17 protein-coding genes are annotated in these 21573 nt (G+C 62.8%); 8 read left to right on the forward strand and 9 right to left on the reverse strand.

Annotation, left to right across the window (positions count from 1 at the left end):
• Positions 1 to 65 precede the first annotated feature (65 nt).
• From J5837_RS07470 to J5837_RS07510, 9 genes are all read right to left on the reverse strand, one after another.
• On the reverse strand, positions 66 to 1127 hold the full coding sequence (locus tag J5837_RS07470; RefSeq protein ID WP_210536038.1) for a hypothetical protein: 1062 nt from the start codon (positions 1125 to 1127) through the stop codon (positions 66 to 68).
• 353 nt (positions 1128 to 1480) lie between these two features.
• Positions 1481 to 1963, reverse strand: coding sequence for a GNAT family N-acetyltransferase (locus J5837_RS07475; RefSeq protein WP_210536039.1), 483 nt, complete (start codon positions 1961 to 1963; stop codon positions 1481 to 1483).
• A 20-nt stretch (positions 1964 to 1983) separates the two neighbouring features.
• The gene (locus J5837_RS07480; protein ID WP_210536040.1) at positions 1984 to 3351 is read right to left on the reverse strand and encodes a leucyl aminopeptidase family protein; all 1368 of its coding nucleotides are present in this window, start codon (positions 3349 to 3351) and stop codon (positions 1984 to 1986) included.
• Positions 3348 to 4070, reverse strand: a complete 723-nt coding sequence (locus J5837_RS07485) for an HAD family hydrolase (protein ID WP_210536041.1) — start codon at positions 4068 to 4070, stop codon at positions 3348 to 3350. The genes J5837_RS07480 and J5837_RS07485 overlap by 4 nt, the downstream gene beginning before the upstream one ends.
• Positions 4071 to 4092: 22 nt before the next feature.
• Positions 4093 to 5139, reverse strand: coding sequence for an AI-2E family transporter (locus J5837_RS07490; protein WP_210536192.1), 1047 nt, complete (start codon positions 5137 to 5139; stop codon positions 4093 to 4095).
• Positions 5140 to 5281: 142 nt separating this feature from the next.
• Complete coding sequence (locus tag J5837_RS07495; protein ID WP_210536042.1) at positions 5282 to 5689, reverse strand: hypothetical protein; 408 nt, start codon at positions 5687 to 5689, stop codon at positions 5282 to 5284.
• On the reverse strand, positions 5686 to 6141 hold the full coding sequence (locus J5837_RS07500; RefSeq protein ID WP_210536043.1) for a phage holin family protein: 456 nt from the start codon (positions 6139 to 6141) through the stop codon (positions 5686 to 5688). Before J5837_RS07500 ends, J5837_RS07495 begins: the two co-directional genes overlap by 4 nt.
• A gap of 11 nt (positions 6142 to 6152) precedes the next feature.
• Positions 6153 to 6521, reverse strand: a complete 369-nt coding sequence (locus J5837_RS07505) for a hypothetical protein (RefSeq protein ID WP_210536044.1) — start codon at positions 6519 to 6521, stop codon at positions 6153 to 6155.
• A gap of 179 nt (positions 6522 to 6700) precedes the next feature.
• Complete coding sequence (locus tag J5837_RS07510) at positions 6701 to 8173, reverse strand: Do family serine endopeptidase (RefSeq protein WP_210536045.1); 1473 nt, start codon at positions 8171 to 8173, stop codon at positions 6701 to 6703.
• A 526-nt stretch (positions 8174 to 8699) separates the two neighbouring features.
• Here J5837_RS07510 and J5837_RS07515 point away from each other — a divergent pair.
• The 8 genes from J5837_RS07515 to J5837_RS07550 all read left to right on the forward strand — a co-directional run bounded on the left by J5837_RS07515 (position 8700) and on the right by J5837_RS07550 (position 21564).
• Positions 8700 to 10850, forward strand: coding sequence for an adenosylcobalamin-dependent ribonucleoside-diphosphate reductase (locus J5837_RS07515; protein ID WP_210536046.1), 2151 nt, complete (start codon positions 8700 to 8702; stop codon positions 10848 to 10850).
• Positions 10851 to 11017: 167 nt separating this feature from the next.
• A complete protein-coding gene (locus J5837_RS07520; protein ID WP_210536047.1) occupies positions 11018 to 11617 on the forward strand; it encodes a hypothetical protein in 600 nt (199 codons plus the stop codon).
• Between the two features lie 110 nt (positions 11618 to 11727).
• Complete coding sequence (locus tag J5837_RS07525; protein ID WP_210536048.1) at positions 11728 to 12525, forward strand: TSCPD domain-containing protein; 798 nt, start codon at positions 11728 to 11730, stop codon at positions 12523 to 12525.
• 91 nt (positions 12526 to 12616) lie between these two features.
• Complete coding sequence (locus tag J5837_RS07530; RefSeq protein ID WP_210536049.1) at positions 12617 to 13771, forward strand: DUF3800 domain-containing protein; 1155 nt, start codon at positions 12617 to 12619, stop codon at positions 13769 to 13771.
• Between the two features lie 371 nt (positions 13772 to 14142).
• On the forward strand, positions 14143 to 15246 hold the full coding sequence (locus tag J5837_RS07535) for a M28 family peptidase (protein WP_210536050.1): 1104 nt from the start codon (positions 14143 to 14145) through the stop codon (positions 15244 to 15246).
• Positions 15247 to 15312: 66 nt separating this feature from the next.
• Positions 15313 to 15945, forward strand: coding sequence for a Rossmann-fold NAD(P)-binding domain-containing protein (locus tag J5837_RS07540; protein WP_210536051.1), 633 nt, complete (start codon positions 15313 to 15315; stop codon positions 15943 to 15945).
• 661 nt (positions 15946 to 16606) lie between these two features.
• Positions 16607 to 21337, forward strand: coding sequence for an RHS repeat-associated core domain-containing protein (locus J5837_RS07545; RefSeq protein WP_244755708.1), 4731 nt, complete (start codon positions 16607 to 16609; stop codon positions 21335 to 21337).
• The gene (locus J5837_RS07550) at positions 21337 to 21564 is read left to right on the forward strand and encodes a hypothetical protein (protein ID WP_210536052.1); all 228 of its coding nucleotides are present in this window, start codon (positions 21337 to 21339) and stop codon (positions 21562 to 21564) included. Before J5837_RS07545 ends, J5837_RS07550 begins: the two co-directional genes overlap by 1 nt.
• The last annotated feature ends 9 nt before the right edge of the window (positions 21565 to 21573 follow it).

Consider the following 21573-nt stretch of genomic DNA (forward strand, 5'->3'; position numbering starts at 1 on the left):
CGGAGCGCGTGTCGCTGGCATGCGGAAGTCAATCAGGTAACACGTCGGGCCTTCCACCCGAAGACCTAGCGCAGAAACTTCAGTGCCAGCCAAAGCAACCACATGCCGACAATCGTCCATCCCACTATCCTGAAGGTACGGAGGTCTTTTCTCGTCCGCTTGGCCGACTTTTCCAGGGTCGCTTCTAGCTGGGGACGCAGTGCATCGTTCAAGGCCGCGTGCTGGCGCATCCGCGCTTCGAAGGCGCGCATTTGCTCCGGGCTGGGATCGATCGGCGTGGCGCGCATCTCCTCGGTGATGCGTTCGGCTTCTTCGTTCATTTCCTGCATGCGCAACCACGTGGAGACCTCGTCGGCTTCCATACGATGGTGCCAATGCTTCAGCAGCGGCGCATTGTGGCTCCGGCGCAGCGCCAGCGCCGATCGGTGGATCAGCTCTGGGTCCTTGTTCAGGATATTCAGCGGCACCGGCAAAGAACCGTAGCCTGGGTTGCTCCGCAACCGTCTTCCCTGTATCCAGCGGAAGAAGGGCGGAGCGTTGTTGAGGTAGCGCAAGGGCTCACGCACGCAGAGGAACAAGGTGTGGCTGGTGGAATAGCGCACCTTCATGCTGTGCAGCTGCAGGCCCACCACGTCCGCCCAAGGAATGGAGCCGTATATCGCGTGACGTATTCCGCGGGAATCCATCTGCAGCATCGGTCCGGGGCGCAGGAACTGCCGGGCCAGTTCGTAGCCCAGCAAGAGGAAAAGAAGCAACAGGCCCAATCCCAGTGCGGACATGCCCCATTGGCCCTTCCGCGCGGCGGCGTAACCCATTGCGCCGAACCCCACGGTCAGCGGAATCACCAGCAGAAACCACCATGGGCTGCCCTGGGCTACGAACACGTGCTCGCGTCGCGCGGATTCCAGTTCTTCCTGGTTCCGTGCTTGTTGCCGTTTGCCCAGCCATCGGCTAGCCAGCAGGGAAAGGCCCAGGCACGCCGCGCATGCCAGCCAAGCGGTTTCGACGCCCGCCGGCAACGCCGTGGCGTTCTGGCGCGAATGCAGCCAAGGCAAGGTGTAGAGCAACAGGCCCAGGCCGGAAACGATGGCTGCGACCTGGGACAGAAACTTACCGAGCTTCAGCATCCTGCACGCTCACGACGTCAAATTGTCCAATTATCGGGGCCGCATACTGCAAATTGTCGCGTCCCGAATCCAGTCTCCATCTTGGATCACTCGCAGCGCGCCTTCAACATGGCGTGGACCGAGCGCAGGCCGCGCACTCCCCCGCCGCGGGATGGCGGGGACGGTCGTTGTCGTTCCACGCCTAGGCGTCGATGAGCGCCCAGGGCATGCCCGTGTGCACGAAGCACTCCATATACAACGCGGCGGCGACGCTGCCGACCATGGTCGAACCGGCGTCGGCAACCGGATCGAGGCGTATCGCCTCGCGCGGCAGAAAGGATGGCTGTGAACGTTCGCGTCGCGCAGCGAAAGGACTAGCGCAGCGCCAGCTCCAGGTAGCGCACGCCGTCGACGGGATTGAAGCGGTAGGGTGCGATTTCGCGGAAGCCCAGCGCGGCATACAGCGCCTGCGCGGCCTGCATGCTCGGCAGGGTATCGAGGCGCAAGTGCGCGTAACCCAGCTCGGTCGCGCGTGCGATCGCCGTTTCGGACAGGCGCCTGCCCAATGCAAGGCCGCGTCCTGCCGGGCGCACGTACAGGCGTTTCAGTTCGGCCACGTCGGGTGCGTCCAGTGCGCGCAACGCGACGCAGCCGAGGGCGTCGTCGCCGCGAAAGGCGAGGAACAGCGCGCCGCCCGGTGCCTGGTAGGCGCCGGGCAGGGTCGCGACTTCTTGTTCGAAACCCTGGAAGCCCAGGTCGACGTCGAGCGAGTCCGCATACTCGCGGAACAGGGCTTCGACGCAGTCGCGGTCCTGCGGAAAGCGCGCGTCGCGGAGGGTGACGATGTCGTCGGACATGCAGGCTTCGCGAGGTGGAATCAGCCGCAGCGCGCCTTCAACATCGCGTAGGCCGAACGCAAGCCGAGCGCCTCGCCGCCGGCGGGACGTCCGGGGCGGTCGTTGTCGTTCCATGCATAGGTGTCGAGGTGCGCCCATGGCGTGCCCGTCGGCACGAAGCGCTCCAGGTACAGCGCGGCGGTGACGCTGCCGGCCATGGTCGAACCGGCGTTGGCCAGGTCGGCGATGCCGCTGGTCAGGTAGCGCAGGTACGGATTCCACAACGGCATGCGCCAGACCGGATCGCGGGTGGCGCCGGCCGCGTCGAGCCATGCGCTGGCCAGCGCATCGTCGTTGGCGAACAACGCCGGCAGGTCGGGGCCGAGCGCGACGCGCGCGGCGCCGGTCAGCGTGGCGAAGTCGAGGATCGCGTCGGGCTTCTGTTCGCCGGCATAGGCCAGCGCATCGCACAACACCAGCCGGCCTTCGGCGTCGGTGTTGTCGATCTCGACGCTGACCCCGGCGCGGGTGACGATCACTTCGCCGGGGCGGAACGCGTTGGGGCCGATCGAATTCTCCACCGCGGCGAGCAGCAAGGTGATGCGCAGCGGCAGCTTGCGCGCCATCACCAGCCCGGCCAGCGCCAGCGCGTGCGCGGCGCCGCCCATGTCCTTCTTCATGTTGCGCATGCCGGCGGCCGGCTTGATGTCGAGGCCGCCGCTGTCGAAGCACACGCCCTTGCCGACCAGGGCGATGTGCGGATGCGCAGCGTCGCCCCAGCTCAGCGCAATCAGCCGCGGCGCGCGATGCGAGGCGCGGCCGACCGCGTGGATGGTGGGAAAGTTGCGTGCCAGCAGTTCGTCGCCGGCGATCACCTCGAACTGCGCGCCGTGTTGCGCGGCGATGTCGCGTGCCGCCGCTTCCAGTTCGTCCGGACCCATGTGCTCGGTCGGCGTGTTGACCCAGTCGCGCACGCGCACGCAGGCGTCGAGCACATCGAGCGCTTCCGCGTCGGTTTGTTCCAGCACCAGCCGCGCCGCCGCGCGCATCGGCTTCTTGTAGCGGCTGAACTTGTACGCGCCCAGGCCCCAGCCCAGTTGCATCGCGGCGCGCGCCGCGTCGTCCAGCGTCGATGCGAGACGCCAGTCGCCGACCGGCAGGCCGAACGGCGCGTGCGCATACGCGTACGCGTCCAGCGGATCGCCGATGCCGAGCGCCGCACCGGCGAGGCCTTCCTCGCCCGGCAACAACAGCAAAGTACCGGGCGCGGCGACGAAGCGCTGCGCGTCGATCCACGCCTGCAGCGCGGGCGATTGGGTCGCGCGCCAGGCGTCGAACTGCGCGCGCTGCAGCACGTGCAGGGGCAGGGCGGCGGAAGCGTCGGTGGCGTAGGCGTGGGTCGCGGTCATGCGTTCGGCTCGGCGTCGGGGCCTTGGGGAAGCGCGTCCAGCCAATCGGCCAGCGCGGTCAGGGTGGTGAATTCCAGGTCGGCGCGCGGCGCGCCGTGGGGCCACGCGTGGTCGCCGCGATCCAGCCAGCACGCGCGCAGCCCGGCGCGCATCGCGCCCAGCGCGTCGAGTTCGGGGTGGTCGCCGACGTGCAGGACTTCGCCGGGCGCGACGCCCAGCCGTTCGCAGGCGGCGTGGAAGATGCTGGCTTCCGGTTTCGCCGCGCCGTGTTCGCGGGCGTGGATCTGCGAATGGAACAGCGAAGCCAGCCCGATCGTGTGCAGGTCGGCGTTGCCGTTGCTCAGCGCCGCCACCGGCACGCGCGCGGCGATGCGATGCAGGGCGTCCAGCGCGTCGGGATAGAACTCGACCTGGTTGCGCGCGGCGTAGAACAGCTGGTAGCCCTCGTCGGCCAGCGCGACGTCGCCGCCGCTTTCGCGCAGCGCGGTCTCGATGCTCAGGCGGCGCAACGCCGACAGGTCGTGGACCAGGTGCGGGTTTTCGGCGAACACCCGCTCGCGCAATTCGCGCATCGCGTGGATCGGGAAACGTTCGGCGGTGCGGGGGCTGCGTTCGCGGAACCAGTCGTCGAGCACGCGCTCGATGCGCGCGCCGATCGGCGGGAACGGCCACAGGGTGTCGTCGAGGTCGAGGGTGATGGCGCGGATGGGAAAGCTCACCCGCACATTCTACGCCGTGCCCTCATTCGAGCAGCCGGGCCCAGCCTTCCAGGCCCTGCATGCGCTGCAGCACCAGTTTAGCGCAGACCATCAGCGGCACCGCCAGCAGCAGGCCGGTGAAGCCCCACATCAGGCCGAACAGCATCAGGGCCAGCACCAGCACCAGCGGCGACAGGTGCATCTGCCGGCCCAGCACGATCGGGGTGACGATCTGGCCTTCGATCAGGTGCAGGCCCAGGTACACGCCGGTCGGCAGCAGCGATTGCCACAGCGTGTCGAAGCTGACCAGGCCCACTCCCAGCATCAGCATCATGCCGATCAGCGGACCGACGAACGGGGCGAAGTTCAGCAGCGCGGCAGCAGTGCCCCACAGCAATGCATCGCCAGGCGGCATCCCGATCAGGTACAGCGCGCCGGCGAACACCATGCCGAACACCGCATTGATCAGGCTGATGGTCAGCACGTAGCGCGACAGCGCCTGTTCGATCGATTTCAGCAGGTCCACGGTGAAACGCTTCTGCTGGTAATCGGGCAGCAGGCCGAGGGTGCCGCGTTGCAGGTTGCCGCCGTAGACCATGAAGAAGTAGGTCAGCAGCACCACCGCCAGTACCGATGCGGCCGCTCGCGGCGCCGTGGTCAGTGCGCGGTACGGATCGGGTTGCGCCGTGCCGACCATCTTCAGCGGGGGGCCGTCCTGGCCGCTGGCCGCACGGGCGAAATTCTCCGCCGCACGGTTGGCGTCCTGCATCGGCTTGGTCAGCTCGCGCAACTTCGGCGCCAGCTGGCGCAGTTCGCGCGGCGCGTCATGGAACCACGAGGCCGCCGGTTCCCACAGCTGCGAGACCAGCGCCACGCCGCCGGCCAGTCCGCCCAGCAGCAGGATCAGCGCGCCCAGCGCGCGCGGCAGGCGCAGCTTGTCCAGCACGCGCAGCATCGGCGCGCCGATCAGCGACAGGAACAGGGCCAGCAGCACCGGCAACACCAGCGCCTGGGCCAGCCACAGCGTGTAGCCGACCGCCAGCGTCGCCAGCACCACCATCGAAGCGGGCGCGCGCGGACGGCGCCGCATGGGCGGATTCTCGCCGGCGGAAACCTGGCCTGCGGTGGCGATCGCGTCGGCGCGGGTGTCGTCGGTCACGGGTGGGAATCCGTCGGCAGGGAGGCGGATTATGCGCGCGGGCGTGCGGGGTGCGGTGGCGCCCGGCGGCGTTTCAGCGTTCGGAAACTTCGGTCGCCGCCTCGGCCGGACGCGGTGCGGTCGGCGCCGGTGCGGCGTCGAAGGCTTCGTCGACCAGCGGCTCTTCCGGCAACGGCGCCTCGGCCACGCTTTCGGCCGCCTGCTCGGCGGCTTCGCCGGCGGCCGCGGCCTGCACGCTGGCGAACAGCGACGACACCGCGCCGATCATCTGCAGCACGCGTGGGCCGGTCAGCGCGCGCAGCGGTTCGGCCCGTCCGGTCAGGAAGCCGGCGATCAGTCCCGCGGAAACGATGCGCCACGGCGTCCAGCCTTCGCGCCAGCCGGTCTTCAACGCGGCCCAGCGTTCGCCCAGTTGCTGCGCGCGGCCTTCGACCATGCGTTCGCGGCGTTGCACGCGGCGCTGCAGGGTTTCGAAGTTCATGCGTCCTCGTCGTCGCCGTCGTGGCCGCCCAGGCCGAGCCGCGCCAGTTGCCGGCGGGTGGCGTCGAGCTTGGTGTGTTCGAAATAGGCCATCGCGCGCCAGCCGGCGAAGGCGGTCACGCCCAAGCTCAGCAGCGCGGCGATGCTCAGCGCGGCCAGCCACGACATGCCGAAGCGTTGCAGCAACGACACCAGCGCCGCCATCAGCAGCAGCCACGACGACGCGCCGAAGGCGATGGCCACGCCGACCCAGGCCAGTGCGCGGCCCAGCGCGCTGCGGGCCAAGGCGAGATCGGCGGCGACCAGCCCGCGCCAGGCGCGGCCGCTGTCGAAGGCGGCGGACAGGCTTTCGCGTCCGGCGCCGGCGACCCGGCGCAGGCTTTCTTCCAGCGAAGCCGGCGCGGGGCGCTCGCCGTCGTCGCCAGCGGACGTCGGATCGTCGGAGGGACTCACGCCTTCGCGGCTCAGTCCTTGCTGCCGCTGCGGGCCAGCTTGGCGATGATCCAGCCGGCGGCGAAGGCCACGCCGAACGAAGCCAGCGGGCGTTCGCGGATCAGGTCGGCGGCGCTGTCGATCAGGTCGCGGCCCTTGTCCATCAACGCGTCCATCTGTTCCTTGGCGGCGGCACCGCCGGATTCGGCGGCGCTGATGCCGGCCAGCGCGCTGTCGGCCAGTTCGGACTTCACGTTGGCCTTGCCCAGTCGCAGTTCGTCGCTGGCGGCGCCGGCGGCGCCCTTCAGCGCTTCGCCTGCGGCGGCCGCGGCGGATTTCAGGTGCGATCCGGCTTCGCCCAGGCTGGCCTTGACGTCGTCGGTGGCGGAATTGGCGGTCATGGCGGAACTCCTTCTGCGGGGTTCCGCCAATCTAGCGCAAGGCCATGAACAACCTGTTATGAGAATCCGCTGCGGAAACGGCTGTTGTGGGAGCGGCCTTGGCCGCGAATGCTTTTCATGCTTTTCCACCAATCCGGCGAAAAGCATTCGCGGCCAAGGCCGCTCCCACAGGATCTTGGCTACTGCATCAGCAACTGGCCGCGATCGCCCCCGCGCAGCACGCCCAGCACCAGCTGCGCCGGTTTCCGCTCGAAGCTGGCGCGGAACGCGGGCAGGTCGCCGAAGTCTCCGCTGCTGCTGGCGAAGATGATGTCGCCCTGGCGCAGGCCGTTGTTCCAGGCGCGGCTGCCGCGCTCGACCGTGCCGATCTGCACGCCGCCGGCGGCGCCCATGCCGCGCAGCTGCTGGCGCGTGCCTTCGTCCAGTTCGTTGAAGGTGGCCCCGGCCAGGCGCGGGTCGAGGCTGGCGCCGACCGCGTTGCGCGCCTGTTCCTTCAGCGTCGCGGTCAGCTGCAGCGGCTTGCCGTTGCGGCGCAGGTCCAGGACCACGCGGCTGCCGACGCCCTGCAGGCCTTCGAAGTTGTGCAGCGCGCGGCTGTCGCCGATGCGCTGGCCGTTGGCCGCGAGCACCACATCGCCGGCCTGCACGCCTGCCGCCGCCGCGGCCGAGCCCGGGAACACCCGGGTCACCACCGCGCCACTGGGCGCATCCAGGCCCAGGCCCTTGGCCAGGCGCGCATCGACATCCTGGCTCTCCAGGCCCAGGGTGCCGCGCTTGACCACGCCGTTGTTGGCGATCAGCTGGTCCTTGATGCTGCGGGCCAGGTTGATCGGAATGGCGAAGCCCAGGCCGATGTTGCCGGCCATGCTGCCCTGCGGGTTGAAGCTGGCGGTGTTGATGCCGACCAGCTGGCCCTGCAGGTTGACCAGTGGGCCGCCGGAATTGCCCGGGTTGATGCTGGCGTCGGTCTGGATGAAGTTCTGGAAGCCGGCCACCGGAATGCCGCTGCGGCCGACCGCCGAGACGATGCCCGAGGTCACCGTTTGCCCCAGCCCGTACGGATTGCCGACCGCGACGACAAAATCGCCGACCGCCAGCTGGTCGCTGTCGGCCAGCGGGATCGCGGTCAGGTTGTTGGCGGGGATGCGGATCACCGCGATGTCGGTGTCGGGGTCGGAGCCGAGGAATTCGGCCTCGACGCTGCGCCCGTCGCTGAGGGTCACCGAGACGCCGTCGGCGTTCTCGACCACGTGGTGGTTGGTCAGGACCAGGCCGCGCTGGGCATCGATGATCACGCCCGAGCCCAGGGCGCGTTCGACCCGTTCGCGCGGCATCGCCGGGATGCCGAACAGGCGGCGGAAGATCGGGTCGTTGGCGAACGGCCCCAGCGGGCTGGCCACGCGCACGGTCTGGCGGCTGTACACGCTGACCACGGCCGGGGTGACCTTGCGCAGCATCGGCGCCAGCGAAGGCAGCGCCTGGCCATTGACCGCGGCCGGCAGCGAACCGGCGGCGGCCGGCAGCGCGGCCGCGGCGACCGGCGCGGGGGCGGCCTGGGCCGGGTGGTCGAAGGTCTCGCGCAGGCCGGTGGCGGCGAAGCCACCGAACGCGGCGGCGGCGGTCAGGGCAAGCAGGGTGGGCAGGGGGCGCATGGTTCGGCGGGTCGGATCGTTCATGAGGTCAGGATACGGGCCACGGGCGGTTTTCGGCGCCCGGCGGAGGGCGGCGAGTGTGCGTATCGACCGCTAAACCCGCGATGAAGTTCTGGGCCCGGCGCGCCGTCCCCGGCCGGGTCGAAGGGCGGCCCGGCCCGTTCGTCGGCAGAAGCCCGCGGAATGAGGCCAGAAGCAAAATCCCGTTGACAGCCCGGATCGGCGGGCGTAGCGTTCGGGCCTGGCTTCGACCACTACATATAGCGTTTCTGGCGTGAAACAAACCCAAGCAATGGGGGTTTCCATTCAAGCCGCCAGATGGGGAAAAGTAACGGGGAAGCAGGAATACACAGGCTTAGCGGCCCGTGCGGACAATGTGGAACATCCAGTTTTGGCGGGGGCCCGACCCCCGCGACCGGGCGGCGTCGGCGCGACGTCCGGGGCAGGACCAGGCAAGGACGGGCGGCGCCGCACCGCGACCAAAAAAACCAATAACGACAAGCAACATCAGGGAGAGCAACACGAAATGAGCACGGTGCGCCTGGAGGCAGTGAAAACCATCGCGACGCGGGAAATCCCCATGCAGCCGGCTTCGCAGGACATCTGGGACAAGAAGTACCGGCTCAAGACCAAGGCCGGCGTCGCCATCGATGCCGACATCGACGGCACCTACCAGCGCGTCGCCCGTGCCTTAGCCGAGGCCGAGGCCACTCCAGACAAGCGCGCCTACTGGTACGAGCGCTTCCTGTGGGCGCTGCGCCGCGGCGCCATCCCCGCCGGCCGCATCACCTCCAACGCCGGCGCGCAGGAACACAAGCCCGCCACCAGCACGATCAACTGCACCGTGTCCGGCACCATCGAGGATTCGATGGACGGCATCCTCGACAAGGTCCACGAGGCCGGCCTGACCCTGAAGGCCGGTTGCGGCATCGGCTACGAATTCAGCACGCTGCGGCCGAAGGGCGCCTTCGTCGCCGGTGCCGGCGCGTACACCTCCGGCCCGATGTCCTTCATGGATATCTACGACAAGATGTGCTTCACCGTGTCCTCGGCCGGCGGCCGCCGCGGCGCGCAGATGGGCACCTTCGACGTGTCGCATCCGGACGTGAAGGATTTCATCCGCGCCAAGCGCGAGGACGGCCGCCTGCGCCAGTTCAACCTGTCGCTGCTGATCACCGACGGCTTCATGCAGGCGGTGGAGAACGACGCCGACTGGCCGCTGGTGTTCCCGGTCAACGCCAAGGAACAGGGCGACATCGACCTCGAAGACGCCGAAAAGGTGGTCTGGCGCGACTGGCCGACCCACAAGAACTACATCAGCCGCGACGACGGCCTGGTGGCGTGCAAGATCTACGGCCACATCCGCGCCCGCCACCTGTGGGACATGATCATGGTCTCGACGTACGACTACGCCGAGCCGGGCTTCATCCTGATCGACCGCGTCAACGAGATGAACAACAACTGGTGGTGCGAATCGATCCGCGCCACCAATCCCTGCGGCGAGCAGCCGCTGCCGCCGTACGGCGCCTGCCTGCTGGGCTCGGTCAACCTGACCACCTTCGTGCGCGACCCGTTCACCGAACAGGCCCGCTTCGACTGGGAGGAATACAAGGAAGTCGTGCGCGTGTTCACCCGCATGCTCGACAACGTGGTCGAAGTGAACGGCCTGCCGCTGCAGCAGCAGCGCGACGAGATCATGCGCAAGCGCCGCCACGGCATGGGCTTCCTCGGCCTGGGTTCGACCCTGACCATGCTGAAGATGAAGTACGGCAGCGCCGAGTCCTGCGAGTTCACCGAGCGCATCGCCCGCGACATGGCCGTGGCCGGTTGGGAAATGGGCCTGGACCTGGCCAAGGAGAAGGGCCCGGCGCCGATCATGTCCGAGCTGTTCACCGTCACCGCCGAGATGCTGCGCAAGCGTCCGGAGATGGCCGCCGACGGCTGGAAGGTCGGCCAGGAGATCCCGGGCAAGGTGCTGCACGCCAAGTACAGCCGCTACATGCAGCGGGTGTCGGCGGTGGCCCCCGACCTGGTCGACGAGCTGGCCGAGATCGGCAGCCGCTTCACCCACCACAGCTCGATCGCCCCGACCGGCACCATCAGCCTGTCGCTGGCCAACAACGCCTCCAACGGCATCGAGCCGTCGTTCGCCCACCACTACAGCCGCAACGTGATCCGCGAAGGCAAGAAGACCAAGGAAAAGGTCGACGTGTACAGCTACGAGCTGCTCGCCTACCGCGAACTGGTCAACCCGAAGGCGATGCCGTTCAGCGAGGACCCCGACGCCAAGCTGCCCGACTACTTCATCAGCGCCGACGACATCAGCCCGAAGGAGCACGTCGACGTGCAGGCCGCGGCGCAGAAGTGGGTCGACTCGTCGATCTCCAAGACCGCCAACGTCCCCACCGACTACCCGTACGAGCAGTTCAAGGACATCTACCGCTACGCGCACCAGCAGGGCCTGAAGGGGTGCACCACGTTCCGCTTCAACCCGGCCGCCTTCCAGGGCGTGCTGGTCAAGGAAGCCGACCTGGAGAACACCACCTACCGCTTCGAGCTGGAAGACGGCAGCACCATCGAGGTCAAGGGCAACGAGCAGATCGAGTACGACGGCGAACTGCACACCGCCGCCAACCTGTTCGACGCGCTGAAGGAAGGCTATTACGGCAAGTTCTGAGCCGCGCCGCGCCCCCTCTCCCGCGTGCGGGAGAGCTCGAAGCCGCTTCAGGCGGCTGAGGGGGTGAGGGCCGGCTTTTCGCTTGTTTTCCTTGCTGCCAGTCCGCCCGAAACAGGTATAGCATCCAAGCCGCAACAACCCCGCAAACCGCGCCCCCAGGAGGGCATATGAGCAACGGCAATGGTGTGACGGCGACCCTGTCCGATGTCGCCGGAAGCGTGAAGGAAAAGGCGGCGGAGATCGGCGGCGCAGTGGCCAATACCGCCAGCGCCACCGTGGCGAAGGCGAAGAAGGCGGCCGGCAAGGCGGCGAGCAAGGCGAAGAAGGTCGTGGCCAAGAAGACCGCGCCGGCCAAGAAGGCGGTGAAGAAGGCGGTGGCCAAGGCCAAGAAGAAGCTCGCGGCGGCCAGCGCCAGCGCGAAGAAGGAAGTGGCCGTGCTGAAGAAGAAGGTCGCCGGCAAGAAGGCTCCGGCCCGGAAGGCGGCGAAGAAAGCCACCAAGAAGGTCGCCAAGAAGGCTGTCGCGAAGAAGGCGCCAGCAAAGAAGGCAGCCAGGAAGGCGGTGAAGAAGGTTGCGAAGAAGGCGCCGGCGAAGAAGGCCGCCAAGAAAGCGGTGAAGAAGGCCGGCAAGCGCACCACGATGCGTTCCAGCAGCGGCACCAAGCTGTACGCGGTGCGCGCGGCCGACGGCACGTTCAAGGACATCCAGACCTACAAGCGCGCCCACGCCGCCGACCTGCGCAAGAAGAAGACCAAGTCGGACAAGTGATCCGGCATTCCCCCTCTCCCGCTTGCGGGAGAGGGTTGGGGTGAGGGCCGCCTCTCTCCCGCGACAAACCAAACCAAAACAACAACACAGCAACGCAGAGATTCAAGCCAATGGCCGTCAAGATCGACAAGAAAATCAAGGGTTACAGCGTCCTCACCCCGGAAGACAAGGCGCGCGAAGCGGCGCCGGTCGTGCAGGGCGAGTCGATCAGCCGGGCCAAGGCCGAGGCGGAACTGCCGGTGGCCGACATCATCCAGATGCACGAGCGCATCGAGCGCCCGGAAGTGCTGATCGGCAGCACCTACAAGATCAAGTCGCCGCTGGTGGAGCACGCGATGTACGTGACCATCAACGACATCGTGCTCAACGCCGGCACCGAGCACGAGCTGCGCCGTCCGTTCGAGATCTTCATCAACTCCAAGTCGATGGACCACTTCCAGTGGATCGTCGCGCTGACCCGGATCATGTCCGCGGTCTTCCGCAAGGGCGGCGACGTGACCTTCCTGGTCGAGGAGATGAAGGCGGTGTTCGATCCGCGCGGCGGTTACTTCAAGGCCGGCGGCGTGTACATGCCGTCGCTGGTGGCGGAACTCGGCGCGATCGTCGAGGAGCACATGAAGTCGATCGGCCTGATCCACGACCCGGAAATGAGCGCGCACCAGCGCGCGATCCTGGCCGAGAAGCGCAAGCAGTACGAAGAGCGTTCAAAAAAAAACTCTGACGTGATCCCGGAGCCGGTGGTCGTCACCGGCCCGGTCACCAGCGACGCCGAAAGCATCTCCGTCACCGGCGACGGCGCCAGCTTCCCGCCTAGCGCGAGCATGTGCAGCAAGTGCAATACCAAGGCGCTGGTGTTGATGGATGGGTGTGCGACTTGCTTGAATTGCGGTTACAGCAAGTGCGGGTAGATTGTTCTTTAGAAAGAAGTGATGTTGATGCTTCGGAAGGCCGTATCACAGCATTTGTGATCCGGCCTTTTTGCTTATAGGGAGGGTGGCCATGGAGCGACTACATGTGTTTATTGACGAGTTCGGCGATGCCAATTTGGATGTCGCGAAAAATGGTGTCTCCTCGACTTATATAGTTGCCGCGGTTTGTGTTCGAGAGCGAGTTTTAGATAGTGCGAAAGCGTCTGCAGAAGATATACGGAAAAAACACTTCCAATCTGGAGAAATGAAGTCAAGCTTGATCGGATCGAACGACGAGCGACGTCTTAAATTGCTTCGAGACATATCGAAACTTGACACGTTCGTATTTGGTTTCTGTGCACGAAAAGAAGATGTGGATAAAAATTCTGGCCTAATGTTTAAGAAGAGTTTCATTAAGTTCTTTGCATCCGCGTTGTATAAGAGAATTGATAGATGTGCGGCGGATATACATGTTCTTATTGATGAGCACGGGAGTGAGTCCTTCCGAAATGAGCTCAAGTCTTATCTAGGCAGTAAGTTCAAAGGGGACTTTTTTTCTGACACGAGATTCGATTTCGGGGACAGCAAAGATCACGTTCTTCTTCAGGTTGCCGACATATACGCTGGCAGCCTTGCGAGAATTTATGATGAAAAGAAAGCGTCTCCTCGAAGCGGAGAATTGAAGTCGGTTTTGGGAAAACGTATTTCGGTGACCTTGTGGCCAAGCGGGAGAAGTGACGGGAACTTGCCGGTAAGCGAGTTCTCAAATGAAGATGATGAGAGTGTTCGACGTTATTGCGTAATGCGAGCCGAAGAGTACATAGATCGTGTGGCAGGAAACATCCATGACAAAGATGAAGTGGCAAGAGTGGTATTTCTGGATGCATTGCTGGCCCATCATTCGGTGAGCGATCCGGGTGAATTTTTATCGACCTATACTCTAAAGCGAGAGATCGCAGCTCAACTTGGAGAGACTGTAAGCGATCATAGATTTAGGTCAATTGTGGTAGCGAAGCTCAGAGATGCAGATGTAATTATCTCAAGCTGCTCAAAGGGCTATCGAATACCAAGTTGTGTTGCAGACGTTATTGAGTTTGCTACTTTTGCGAATTCAATCATTCCGCCAATGGTCTCTCGGGTTGCACGGGCAAGGAAGGGAATAAGGGAAGCGACGCTTGGTCGGATTGATATGTTGGAAAACTCTAGTTTTTGTCAGCTCAACTCGATGGCGGGATGCATTGACTGATGCGACGTTTCGTATTACCCGCGAGGTGGATTAAAGCCTGCTCTACCCGGCAACTCGCGTAAGGCGGGTTAAAACCCGCCCTACCGGGTAAGGCGGGTCATGACCCGCCTGCAATGGGCGGGGATCGTCGGGCGAGGGAATTTCTATATGCCATCGCGACGCGCGCCGACGCCGCGATACCGCGCCGCCGCCCACGATGGCGGCATGTCCAACTATCGATGCATCTGCTCGAGCATTGACGACGCCAGTGGGGTAGGGCGGTCATGACCCGCCTGCGATGGACGGGAATTGTCGGGCGAGGGAATTACCGCCACGCCATCGCGCGCCGGCACGCTAGACTGCGACGCAAATTCCACCCAGGGGAAATGGCAATGCCGGGATTCAAGACTTTGAGCGCTGCATTCGTGGCGGGCGTGTTCGTGTTCTCCTCCGTGCGAGGCGCGGAGCCCGATTTGCCGCCCGAACAGGCGCAGCTGCTGTCCGCCATTTCCGCCGACTCCCTGCGCGGGCACCTGTCCTTCCTCGCCTCGGACGCGCTGGAAGGACGCGGCACGCCGTCGCGTGGGCTCGACGTCGCCGCCGAATACATCGCATCGCAATTCCGCGTCGCGGGACTGGAGCCGCTGGGCGACGACGGCTACTTCCAGACCGCCGACTGGCGCCAGATCGCTCCGCAACGCGAACGCGCCCAGTACGCCAACGCGCCGGCACCCCTCATCGTGCGCAACGTGGTCGGCCTGCTGCGCGGCTCCGATCCGCAACTGAGCAAGACCTACGTGCTGGTCACCGCCCACTACGACCACATCGGCATCCGCGAAGGCAAGGGCGACGACCCGATCTTCAACGGTGCCAACGACGACGGCAGCGGCACCGTGTCGGTGATCGAACTGGCGCGCGCCTTCGCCGCTCAGAAAGTGCGGCCGAAGCGCAGCATCGTGTTCATGACCGTGTTCGGCGAAGAACACGGCCTGGTGGGCTCGCGCTACTACGGCGCGCACCCGCTGGTGCCGGTGGCCGACACCGTGGCCGACATCAACCTCGAACAGATCGGCCGCACCGACGACAGCGAAGGCCCGCAGGTGCGCGCCGCCGCCGTCACCGGCGCCGATTATTCCGAAGTGGGCGACGTCCTGCGCGAGGCCGGCGAACTGACCGGCACCAAGATCACCAAGCATCCCGTGAACAGCGACCGCTATTTCGCCTTCAGCGACAACCAGGCCCTCGCCGACCTCGGTGTGCCCGCGCACACGATCAGCGTCGCCTACGAGTTCCCGGACTACCACGGCGCCGCCGATACCTGGGACAAGATCGACTACGCCAACATGGCGGCGATCGACCGCACCGTGGCGCTGGCTCTGCTGACCATCGCCAACGACCCGAACGCCCCACGCTGGAATGCCAACAATCCGAAGACCGCCAAGTACGTGGAAGCCGCGCGGAAACTGCGGGCAGGGAAGGATGCCGGCAAGCCCTGAGCGAAATCCGTGCAAGGCGGGTTGAAACCCGCCTCGACGGTTGGCGCATGCGTGTAATCTGGCCGCATGAAAATCCTCCATGTCGGTTCTACCGGTCTGGTCGGCAAACTGGTGCTGCAGCGACTGCTGGCGCAACCGCTGGTTACGCAGGTCATTGCGCCGACGCGGCGCGTGCTGGGTTTCGCCCATCCGCGCCTGCTCAACCCGGTGGTGGACTTCGACGCGTTGCCTGAGGACGCCGAATGGTGGTCGGTGGACGCCGTGGTCTGCACGCTGGGCACCACGATCAAGCAGGCCGGTTCCAAAGACGCCTTCCGCCGCGTTGATCACGACTACCCGCTGCACGTCGCCCGACTCGCCCGCGCCCGTGGCGCACGCATTTACGCGCTGAACTCCTCCGTCGGCGCAAACGCAGGCTCATCCATCTTCTACAGCCAGGTCAAAGGCGAACTGGAAGCAGCGCTCACCGCGCTCGATTACCCATCGCTGGTGCTGGCGCAACCGGGTCTCATCGACGGCCACCGCGAAGAACACCGGCCCGGCGAAGCCTTCGCCTTGACCCTATCGCGCGCCTTGCGCCCGCTGCTGCCAACGAAATGGCGCCCCAGCCGCGCCGAACGCATCGCCGACGCACTGGTCGAAGCCGCATTGCACGCGCCACCGGGTCGCACCGTCATCGGTCCTGAACGGTTGGCCTGATCGGTGAGCCAAAAGGGAGACGGAGGGGATCAAATTGCTTAATTCCCTCCGTCCCTCTTTTTGGTTGCATCACGAATCCTCTCACGGAGCGTTGGGACTCTCATCAAATGACCGTCTAAGATTCTTGCGTAAGCCAGAACGTCAGTGCAGCGACTGTGGCCTGACTCAGAATGTGACCTTCCATGAGGCACTAGTCGGGAGGACCAAGCGGAGCCGCTTTCTTCCAAAAGAATTCTAGTACCTGTCGGAATTGGCGGGGCAGCTACCTTGGAGTCCCTAGGTGCTGGAACGCTTAGCCAGGAGGATACGCGCTGAGGCTTCCGGACTCGAGAGCGCGCTCTTTTACCACTTGTGTCAAGCGGTCATAAATTTCACATGACGTTGATCTATAAGGTCGATAGGATCTGCTAAGGACTCCGCCCGGAGTGGGGCGTTGAGCTTTGAATGGACTCGGGGAGCGTATGAAAGCAGGATGCTTTTCGCAAGCGCACAGCCATCAGTATCAAGTTACAGGTCCATATGCCGCAGCGAGGGGGCATTCGGCTGCTTTCCTCGTGCGCGGATCCATGAAGCAGAGGATTTGGGTAGGCGCCACGTGGAGCAGCATCAAGCCCCGTCCGCCTGGTAACAAACAAACGATTGCGCAAGGGAGTGCAGGGTCATGGGATTTGAGTCCAAGAACTACCTTTTGACTGGGCTGTTGATCACAGCTTTTTATCTTGGCTTCGGTGGTGTCACCAGCGCGAAGGCGACGGGATCAACGTCGGCGACTGCGACCAGCTCCTACATGTACTGTTACGAGGGCGATGCTGGGGATCAGTGCTTCGCATCCTTCAAGGAAGCTTTTGATGCAGCGACATTGGCCGCCCATGGCCACAAGCTAACTCTGACGGAAAGTGACTTCGATACAAAGTACGTATCGGGAGTAGGCGATGTTCCAGTGCTTCGCTATTGGTACGAATCTGCGGATCTGACGCCCCCTGAAGAGTTCTTCCCATCGGCATATGGGCATGTTGCGTTCGAGAGCCAATCAAGCCAGGAAATGAACACGCCATGCACGTCGTATGGCGATCCTTTCGAGAAGTCAAAATGCAGCTCGGAATCGGAATTTCTGCAGGCTTTTGGGCCTTGGATGGACTCCAACGACTATCACTATCCGGATACCACGTATGCGCCAATTGAAGTTGTTGGAAGTTGGGATGTGGCAATCGAATACGGGGGCTACTTTCTGATAGGACTTGACGGGCTTACAGAAAGATACGGAGTGCTCACTTGGGCGGGTAAAACCGCAAAATACACGGCCAACTACAACAATGGCCAGAATATTTATGTCGAGGAAGACCATTTCTACAAGCACGATGTATACCGTTGCCCGCCCGGACGAATAACCAAGGCCAACATGGATTATGTAAACGGCCTAAATCTTCAGAGTGAAGGCTGGCCAAATATTTGTGAAGACCCTGGTAACTATGTCATCTATAAAAGAATCAATTACGCGTGCGACGCATGTGAAAGTGAAGGCGCCAGTTCTGCAGATGGATCTCAGTCTGTTCGTGAGAGCCTGATCTCCGTTGAAGGCGTCCACGTAGACCTAACCTATATTTCTACATTGCGCTCGTGGGCGTTGAGCATAGAGAGAAAGATTCACGAAACGGTTGACGGTCCGGTTCTGGAATTCTTTCCTGGGAAATTTGTCTCGCTCACGAGCGTGAGCAGCACGACATACGCTGTGAATGGGCGTCCCGGTGAGCTGGTCTGGATCAACGCAGACGATACGTACTCCTACCGGACCAACGGCTACGAATATCGATTTGATTATGACGGACTGGTCGCCTCATTCGGTCCCATCGGATCTGTACTGACCAAGATAACCCGAGATGATGATGGAAGGATCGTCTCTCTAAAGACACCGAGTGGGCGTGTAGTCAATCTAAATTACGCGTTGTCGCAGCTGATATCCGTCTCCGGGAGCGGACAAAGTACTACCATCTCATACGACGCTTCGGGGAATATCTCTGAAATCAATGGGAGTGCTGGTTACCAGCGCAAATTCCTGTATGGCGAGCCAGGGCTCGCGGCAGCAGCTGACTCAAACCTATTGACGGGAATTCTTTCCGAAAGTGGGCAGCGTGTCAGAAGTTTTGGATATGACGAGCCGGGAAGGCTCACCTACAGGTCGTCGGGCAATCCGGGATCCGAAATAGACGTCACTCAGTATCAGTATCCTGACGAGACGCACACGGTCGTACAGACGGCTTCCGGGGATACACGCACTTACGAATTCTCCGGTGGCGTAAATCGGAACCCGCTATCCATTGTCGACAGTTCCGGAGCGATCGGAGGCGAATACGACGCCAATAGCCGGCTCGTGAAGCGTGCAGACGCAAGAGGGTCGATAACAAACTACGGGTATGCCGCGCTGTACGAAAATAGCCGAACGGTAGCCGTGGGGTCGCCGCAGCAGCGGCGCATCGAGACTGACCGCGATACGAAATTCGGGAAAGTTAAGGAGCGTCGTGTTTTTGATGCGTCCGGGGCCCTGGCTGCCAAGGAGACCTGGACTTACAACGCTCGCGGACAGGAGTTGACCGCGACACAGATTGATCCTGTGGTCAGCACTTCCCGCACAACAACGACTACCTATTGCGAATCGGCGGGGGTCACCGCCGGGACCTGTCCTCGCGTGGGCCTGGTGATCAAAGTTGATGGGCCACGCACGGATGTGGCGGACATCACGAGCTATACCTATTACCCCAGTAACGATGCGAGCTGCGCTACGGCGCCAGCTACCTGCCCGCACCGGAAAGGAGATCTATGGAAGGTCACCAACGCATTGGGCCAAACTGTCGAGACGCTGAAGTATGACTCGGCAGGTCACGTCCTTTCTGTAAAAGACGAAAACGGCGTGGTAACGGATTTCGAGTATCACCCGCGCGGCTGGTTGGCTGCGCGCAAGGTACGAGGGTCCAATGATGCCGTCGAGACGGACGACGCCATTACAAGTCTGGAGTACTGGCCTAACGGCTTGGTGAAGAAGGTGACGCAGCCGGGCGGGTCCTACATCACCTATGCCTACAACACTGCAGACCAGCTAACCGACATTGCCGATAACGCCGGCAATACGATTCATTACACCCTGAACAATGCGGGCAAACAGATCCGGGAGGACACTAAAGATCCTCAGGGCAACCTGAAGCGCACCTTGTCGCGGGTATTCAACCAGTTGGGTCGGCTGAAAACTCTAGCCGATGCTCAAGGCAATCCCACGGATTTTGTCTACGACGCCAATGGCAACAGCGATACGGTTACCGATGCCTTGGGGCGAGTGACCAACAATGATCAAGATCCTCTCAATCGGTTAATCAGAACGTTGCAGGATGTGGGTGGCATCGAGGCCGAGACAAAGTTCGAATACGATGCATTGGACAACTTGACCAAAGTTACCGATCCGAAAGGGTTGGATACCGCCTACGTTTATAACGGCTTTGGCGATCTTACGCAGCTAAGTAGTCCCGACACGGGGAATACAACGTATACCTATGACAGTGCGGGCAATCGCAAGACCCAGACGGATGCTCGTGGCGTCACGGCGGAGTACGCCTATGACGCACTGAACCGTCTGGCTGGCGTCACTTATGCTGCCGATCCTTCACTGAACGTGACCTACCAATACGATGCGACGGCCGCAGTCTGTGGTGTGGGTGAAACTTTTGCGATCGGCCAGCTGTCGCAGATGAGCGACGGCAGCGGCACCACCCAGTATTGCTATAGCCGCTTCGGCTACTTGGTGCGCAAGGTTCAGACCACGAATGGACAAACCTTCACTCTACGCTACACATACAGCGCCGCCGGTCAGCTCAGTGGCTTGACATATCCAGATGGCACCGTTGTCGACTACGGACGCGACGCACAAGGTCGGGTGACTGATGTGGGCGTCACCCGCGTCCCCGGCTCGCGCGAGGTGCTGCTTAGCCAAGTCAGCTATGCGCCGTTTGGGCCCGTTACTGGCTGGACCTATGGCAACGGCCGCAGACTGAACCGCGGATACAACCAGAACTACCAGCCTGTTGCTATCCAGGACATAGCTGCAGGTGGGCTAGATCTGGGTTTCGGTTTCGATGCCGTGGGCAACTTGACCCAGCTAACCCCCGCGGCGAATCCGGCGATTCCGGTCGCGACCTTCGACTACGATGGGTTGAATCGGTTAACCGCCTTCAGGGATCAGCCTACCAATGTCGTGATTGAGAGCTACACCTACGATAAAACTGGTAATCGCACTAGCTTTATCAATAGCGCTGGAACGCAAGCATACACATATCCGAGCGCCAGCCATCGGCTCAACCATATTGGCTCTGTAGCGAGAACCTATGATGCGGTCGGAAACACGACGGCAATCGGAGCGCAGGGGTTCGAGTACAACGCGGCAAATCGCATGTCTAGCGTGTCGAACGCAGGAGTGTTGGCCCAGCAATATGGCTACAACGGTAAAGGAGAACAGGTGCGGCGCCAGAGCGGCGCGATCAGCAAGTACGCGCTGTATGACGAAGCCGGGCATTGGCTCGGCGAATATGCCGACGATGGTTCAGCAGTCCAGCAAGTCATCTGGATGGATGATATGCCGGTGGGAGTGCTCGCCAGCAACCAGTTGCACTACGTCGAGCCAGATCATTTAGGTACACCGCGTGTGGTGATCGACCCAGTGCGAAACGTGTCGGTGTGGACGTGGGAATTTAAGGGGGAGGCTTTTGGCGCGAGTCCAGCTAATCCGGATCCGGACGGAGATGGTAGTCAATTTGCATTTGATCTGAGATTTCCGGGTCAGCGGAATGACACGACAAGCAAACTGAACTACAACATCTTCAGAGATTACGACCCAGCATCCGGGCGATACGCGCAGTCCGACAGAATCGGCATTCGTGGGGGAATCAGCACCTACGCCTATGGCATTGGCCGCCCAACGATGATGATCGACCCTCTTGGGCTGCAATCCTCTACGGTCGTAGGCCCAGGGTCGACGACGTCCACAGGTGCCGCGGGTGCCTATAACCCCTACCGATCACAGAACCAGAACGCAGGAAACCCCGATTTGCCGCCGAGGTACTACGATGATGGCTGGCCGCGAGTTGAGCTGCCCAAGTTGCCTGAAGTTACGGCAGATGAGGTGCTGGAATCCATCTATATGATGTCCCCACTTGGGGTGATCGATAGATTGGAACAGGCAATAAGTAGTCAGTTAAATGGAGTGTGCGAAGACGGAATTGATTGTAAGCAAGTAAAAAACGACTGTATTGCGCGATGCTCTGAGTCTTCACTTCCTTCAAGAAATGATGGATTCAAGTTTTGGAATTGTTTGAACAAGTGCATGGCCGAAAACGGATGCGAGGGTAAGTGATGATTTCTGACAAGGTTCTTGCGGAGAAGATCAGCGTACGTGTGCTTGAGGTCAACCGTCTCTTAAATGAGGCGGTTGTGCTAGTGGCTGAAGAGGGATCTGTTGACGAAATGGAAGAGTTTCGTATGGCAGTAGGTCGGGTATTAGGCGAACTTATTCTCTTGATCGCCAATCCTATTTACAGGAAACATCCAGAGCTACAGCCAGAGGGATTGAGTCATTCGTAGGGTTGGTTC

It is taken from the genome of Pseudoxanthomonas helianthi (assembly GCF_017939625.1).
GTDB lineage: Bacteria > Pseudomonadota > Gammaproteobacteria > Xanthomonadales > Xanthomonadaceae > Pseudoxanthomonas_A > Pseudoxanthomonas_A helianthi.

Coding starts and splice junctions, on each gene's coding strand:
- J5837_RS07510 (WP_210536045.1), bottom strand. CDS start 8,173: ATGCGCCCCCTGCCCACCCTGCTTGCCCTGACCGCCGCCGCCGCGTTC.
- J5837_RS07550 (WP_210536052.1), top strand. CDS start 21,337: ATGATTTCTGACAAGGTTCTTGCGGAGAAGATCAGCGTACGTGTGCTT.
- J5837_RS07480 (WP_210536040.1), bottom strand. CDS start 3,351: ATGACCGCGACCCACGCCTACGCCACCGACGCTTCCGCCGCCCTGCCC.
- J5837_RS07490 (WP_210536192.1), bottom strand. CDS start 5,139: ATGCGGCGCCGTCCGCGCGCGCCCGCTTCGATGGTGGTGCTGGCGACG.
- J5837_RS07525 (WP_210536048.1), top strand. CDS start 11,728: ATGGCCGTCAAGATCGACAAGAAAATCAAGGGTTACAGCGTCCTCACC.
- J5837_RS07520 (WP_210536047.1), top strand. CDS start 11,018: ATGAGCAACGGCAATGGTGTGACGGCGACCCTGTCCGATGTCGCCGGA.
- J5837_RS07495 (WP_210536042.1), bottom strand. CDS start 5,689: ATGAACTTCGAAACCCTGCAGCGCCGCGTGCAACGCCGCGAACGCATG.
- J5837_RS07475 (WP_210536039.1), bottom strand. CDS start 1,963: ATGTCCGACGACATCGTCACCCTCCGCGACGCGCGCTTTCCGCAGGAC.
- J5837_RS07505 (WP_210536044.1), bottom strand. CDS start 6,521: ATGACCGCCAATTCCGCCACCGACGACGTCAAGGCCAGCCTGGGCGAA.
- J5837_RS07470 (WP_210536038.1), bottom strand. CDS start 1,127: ATGCTGAAGCTCGGTAAGTTTCTGTCCCAGGTCGCAGCCATCGTTTCC.
- J5837_RS07545 (WP_244755708.1), top strand. CDS start 16,607: ATGGGATTTGAGTCCAAGAACTACCTTTTGACTGGGCTGTTGATCACA.
- J5837_RS07530 (WP_210536049.1), top strand. CDS start 12,617: ATGGAGCGACTACATGTGTTTATTGACGAGTTCGGCGATGCCAATTTG.
- J5837_RS07535 (WP_210536050.1), top strand. CDS start 14,143: ATGCCGGGATTCAAGACTTTGAGCGCTGCATTCGTGGCGGGCGTGTTC.
- J5837_RS07515 (WP_210536046.1), top strand. CDS start 8,700: ATGAGCACGGTGCGCCTGGAGGCAGTGAAAACCATCGCGACGCGGGAA.
- J5837_RS07540 (WP_210536051.1), top strand. CDS start 15,313: ATGAAAATCCTCCATGTCGGTTCTACCGGTCTGGTCGGCAAACTGGTG.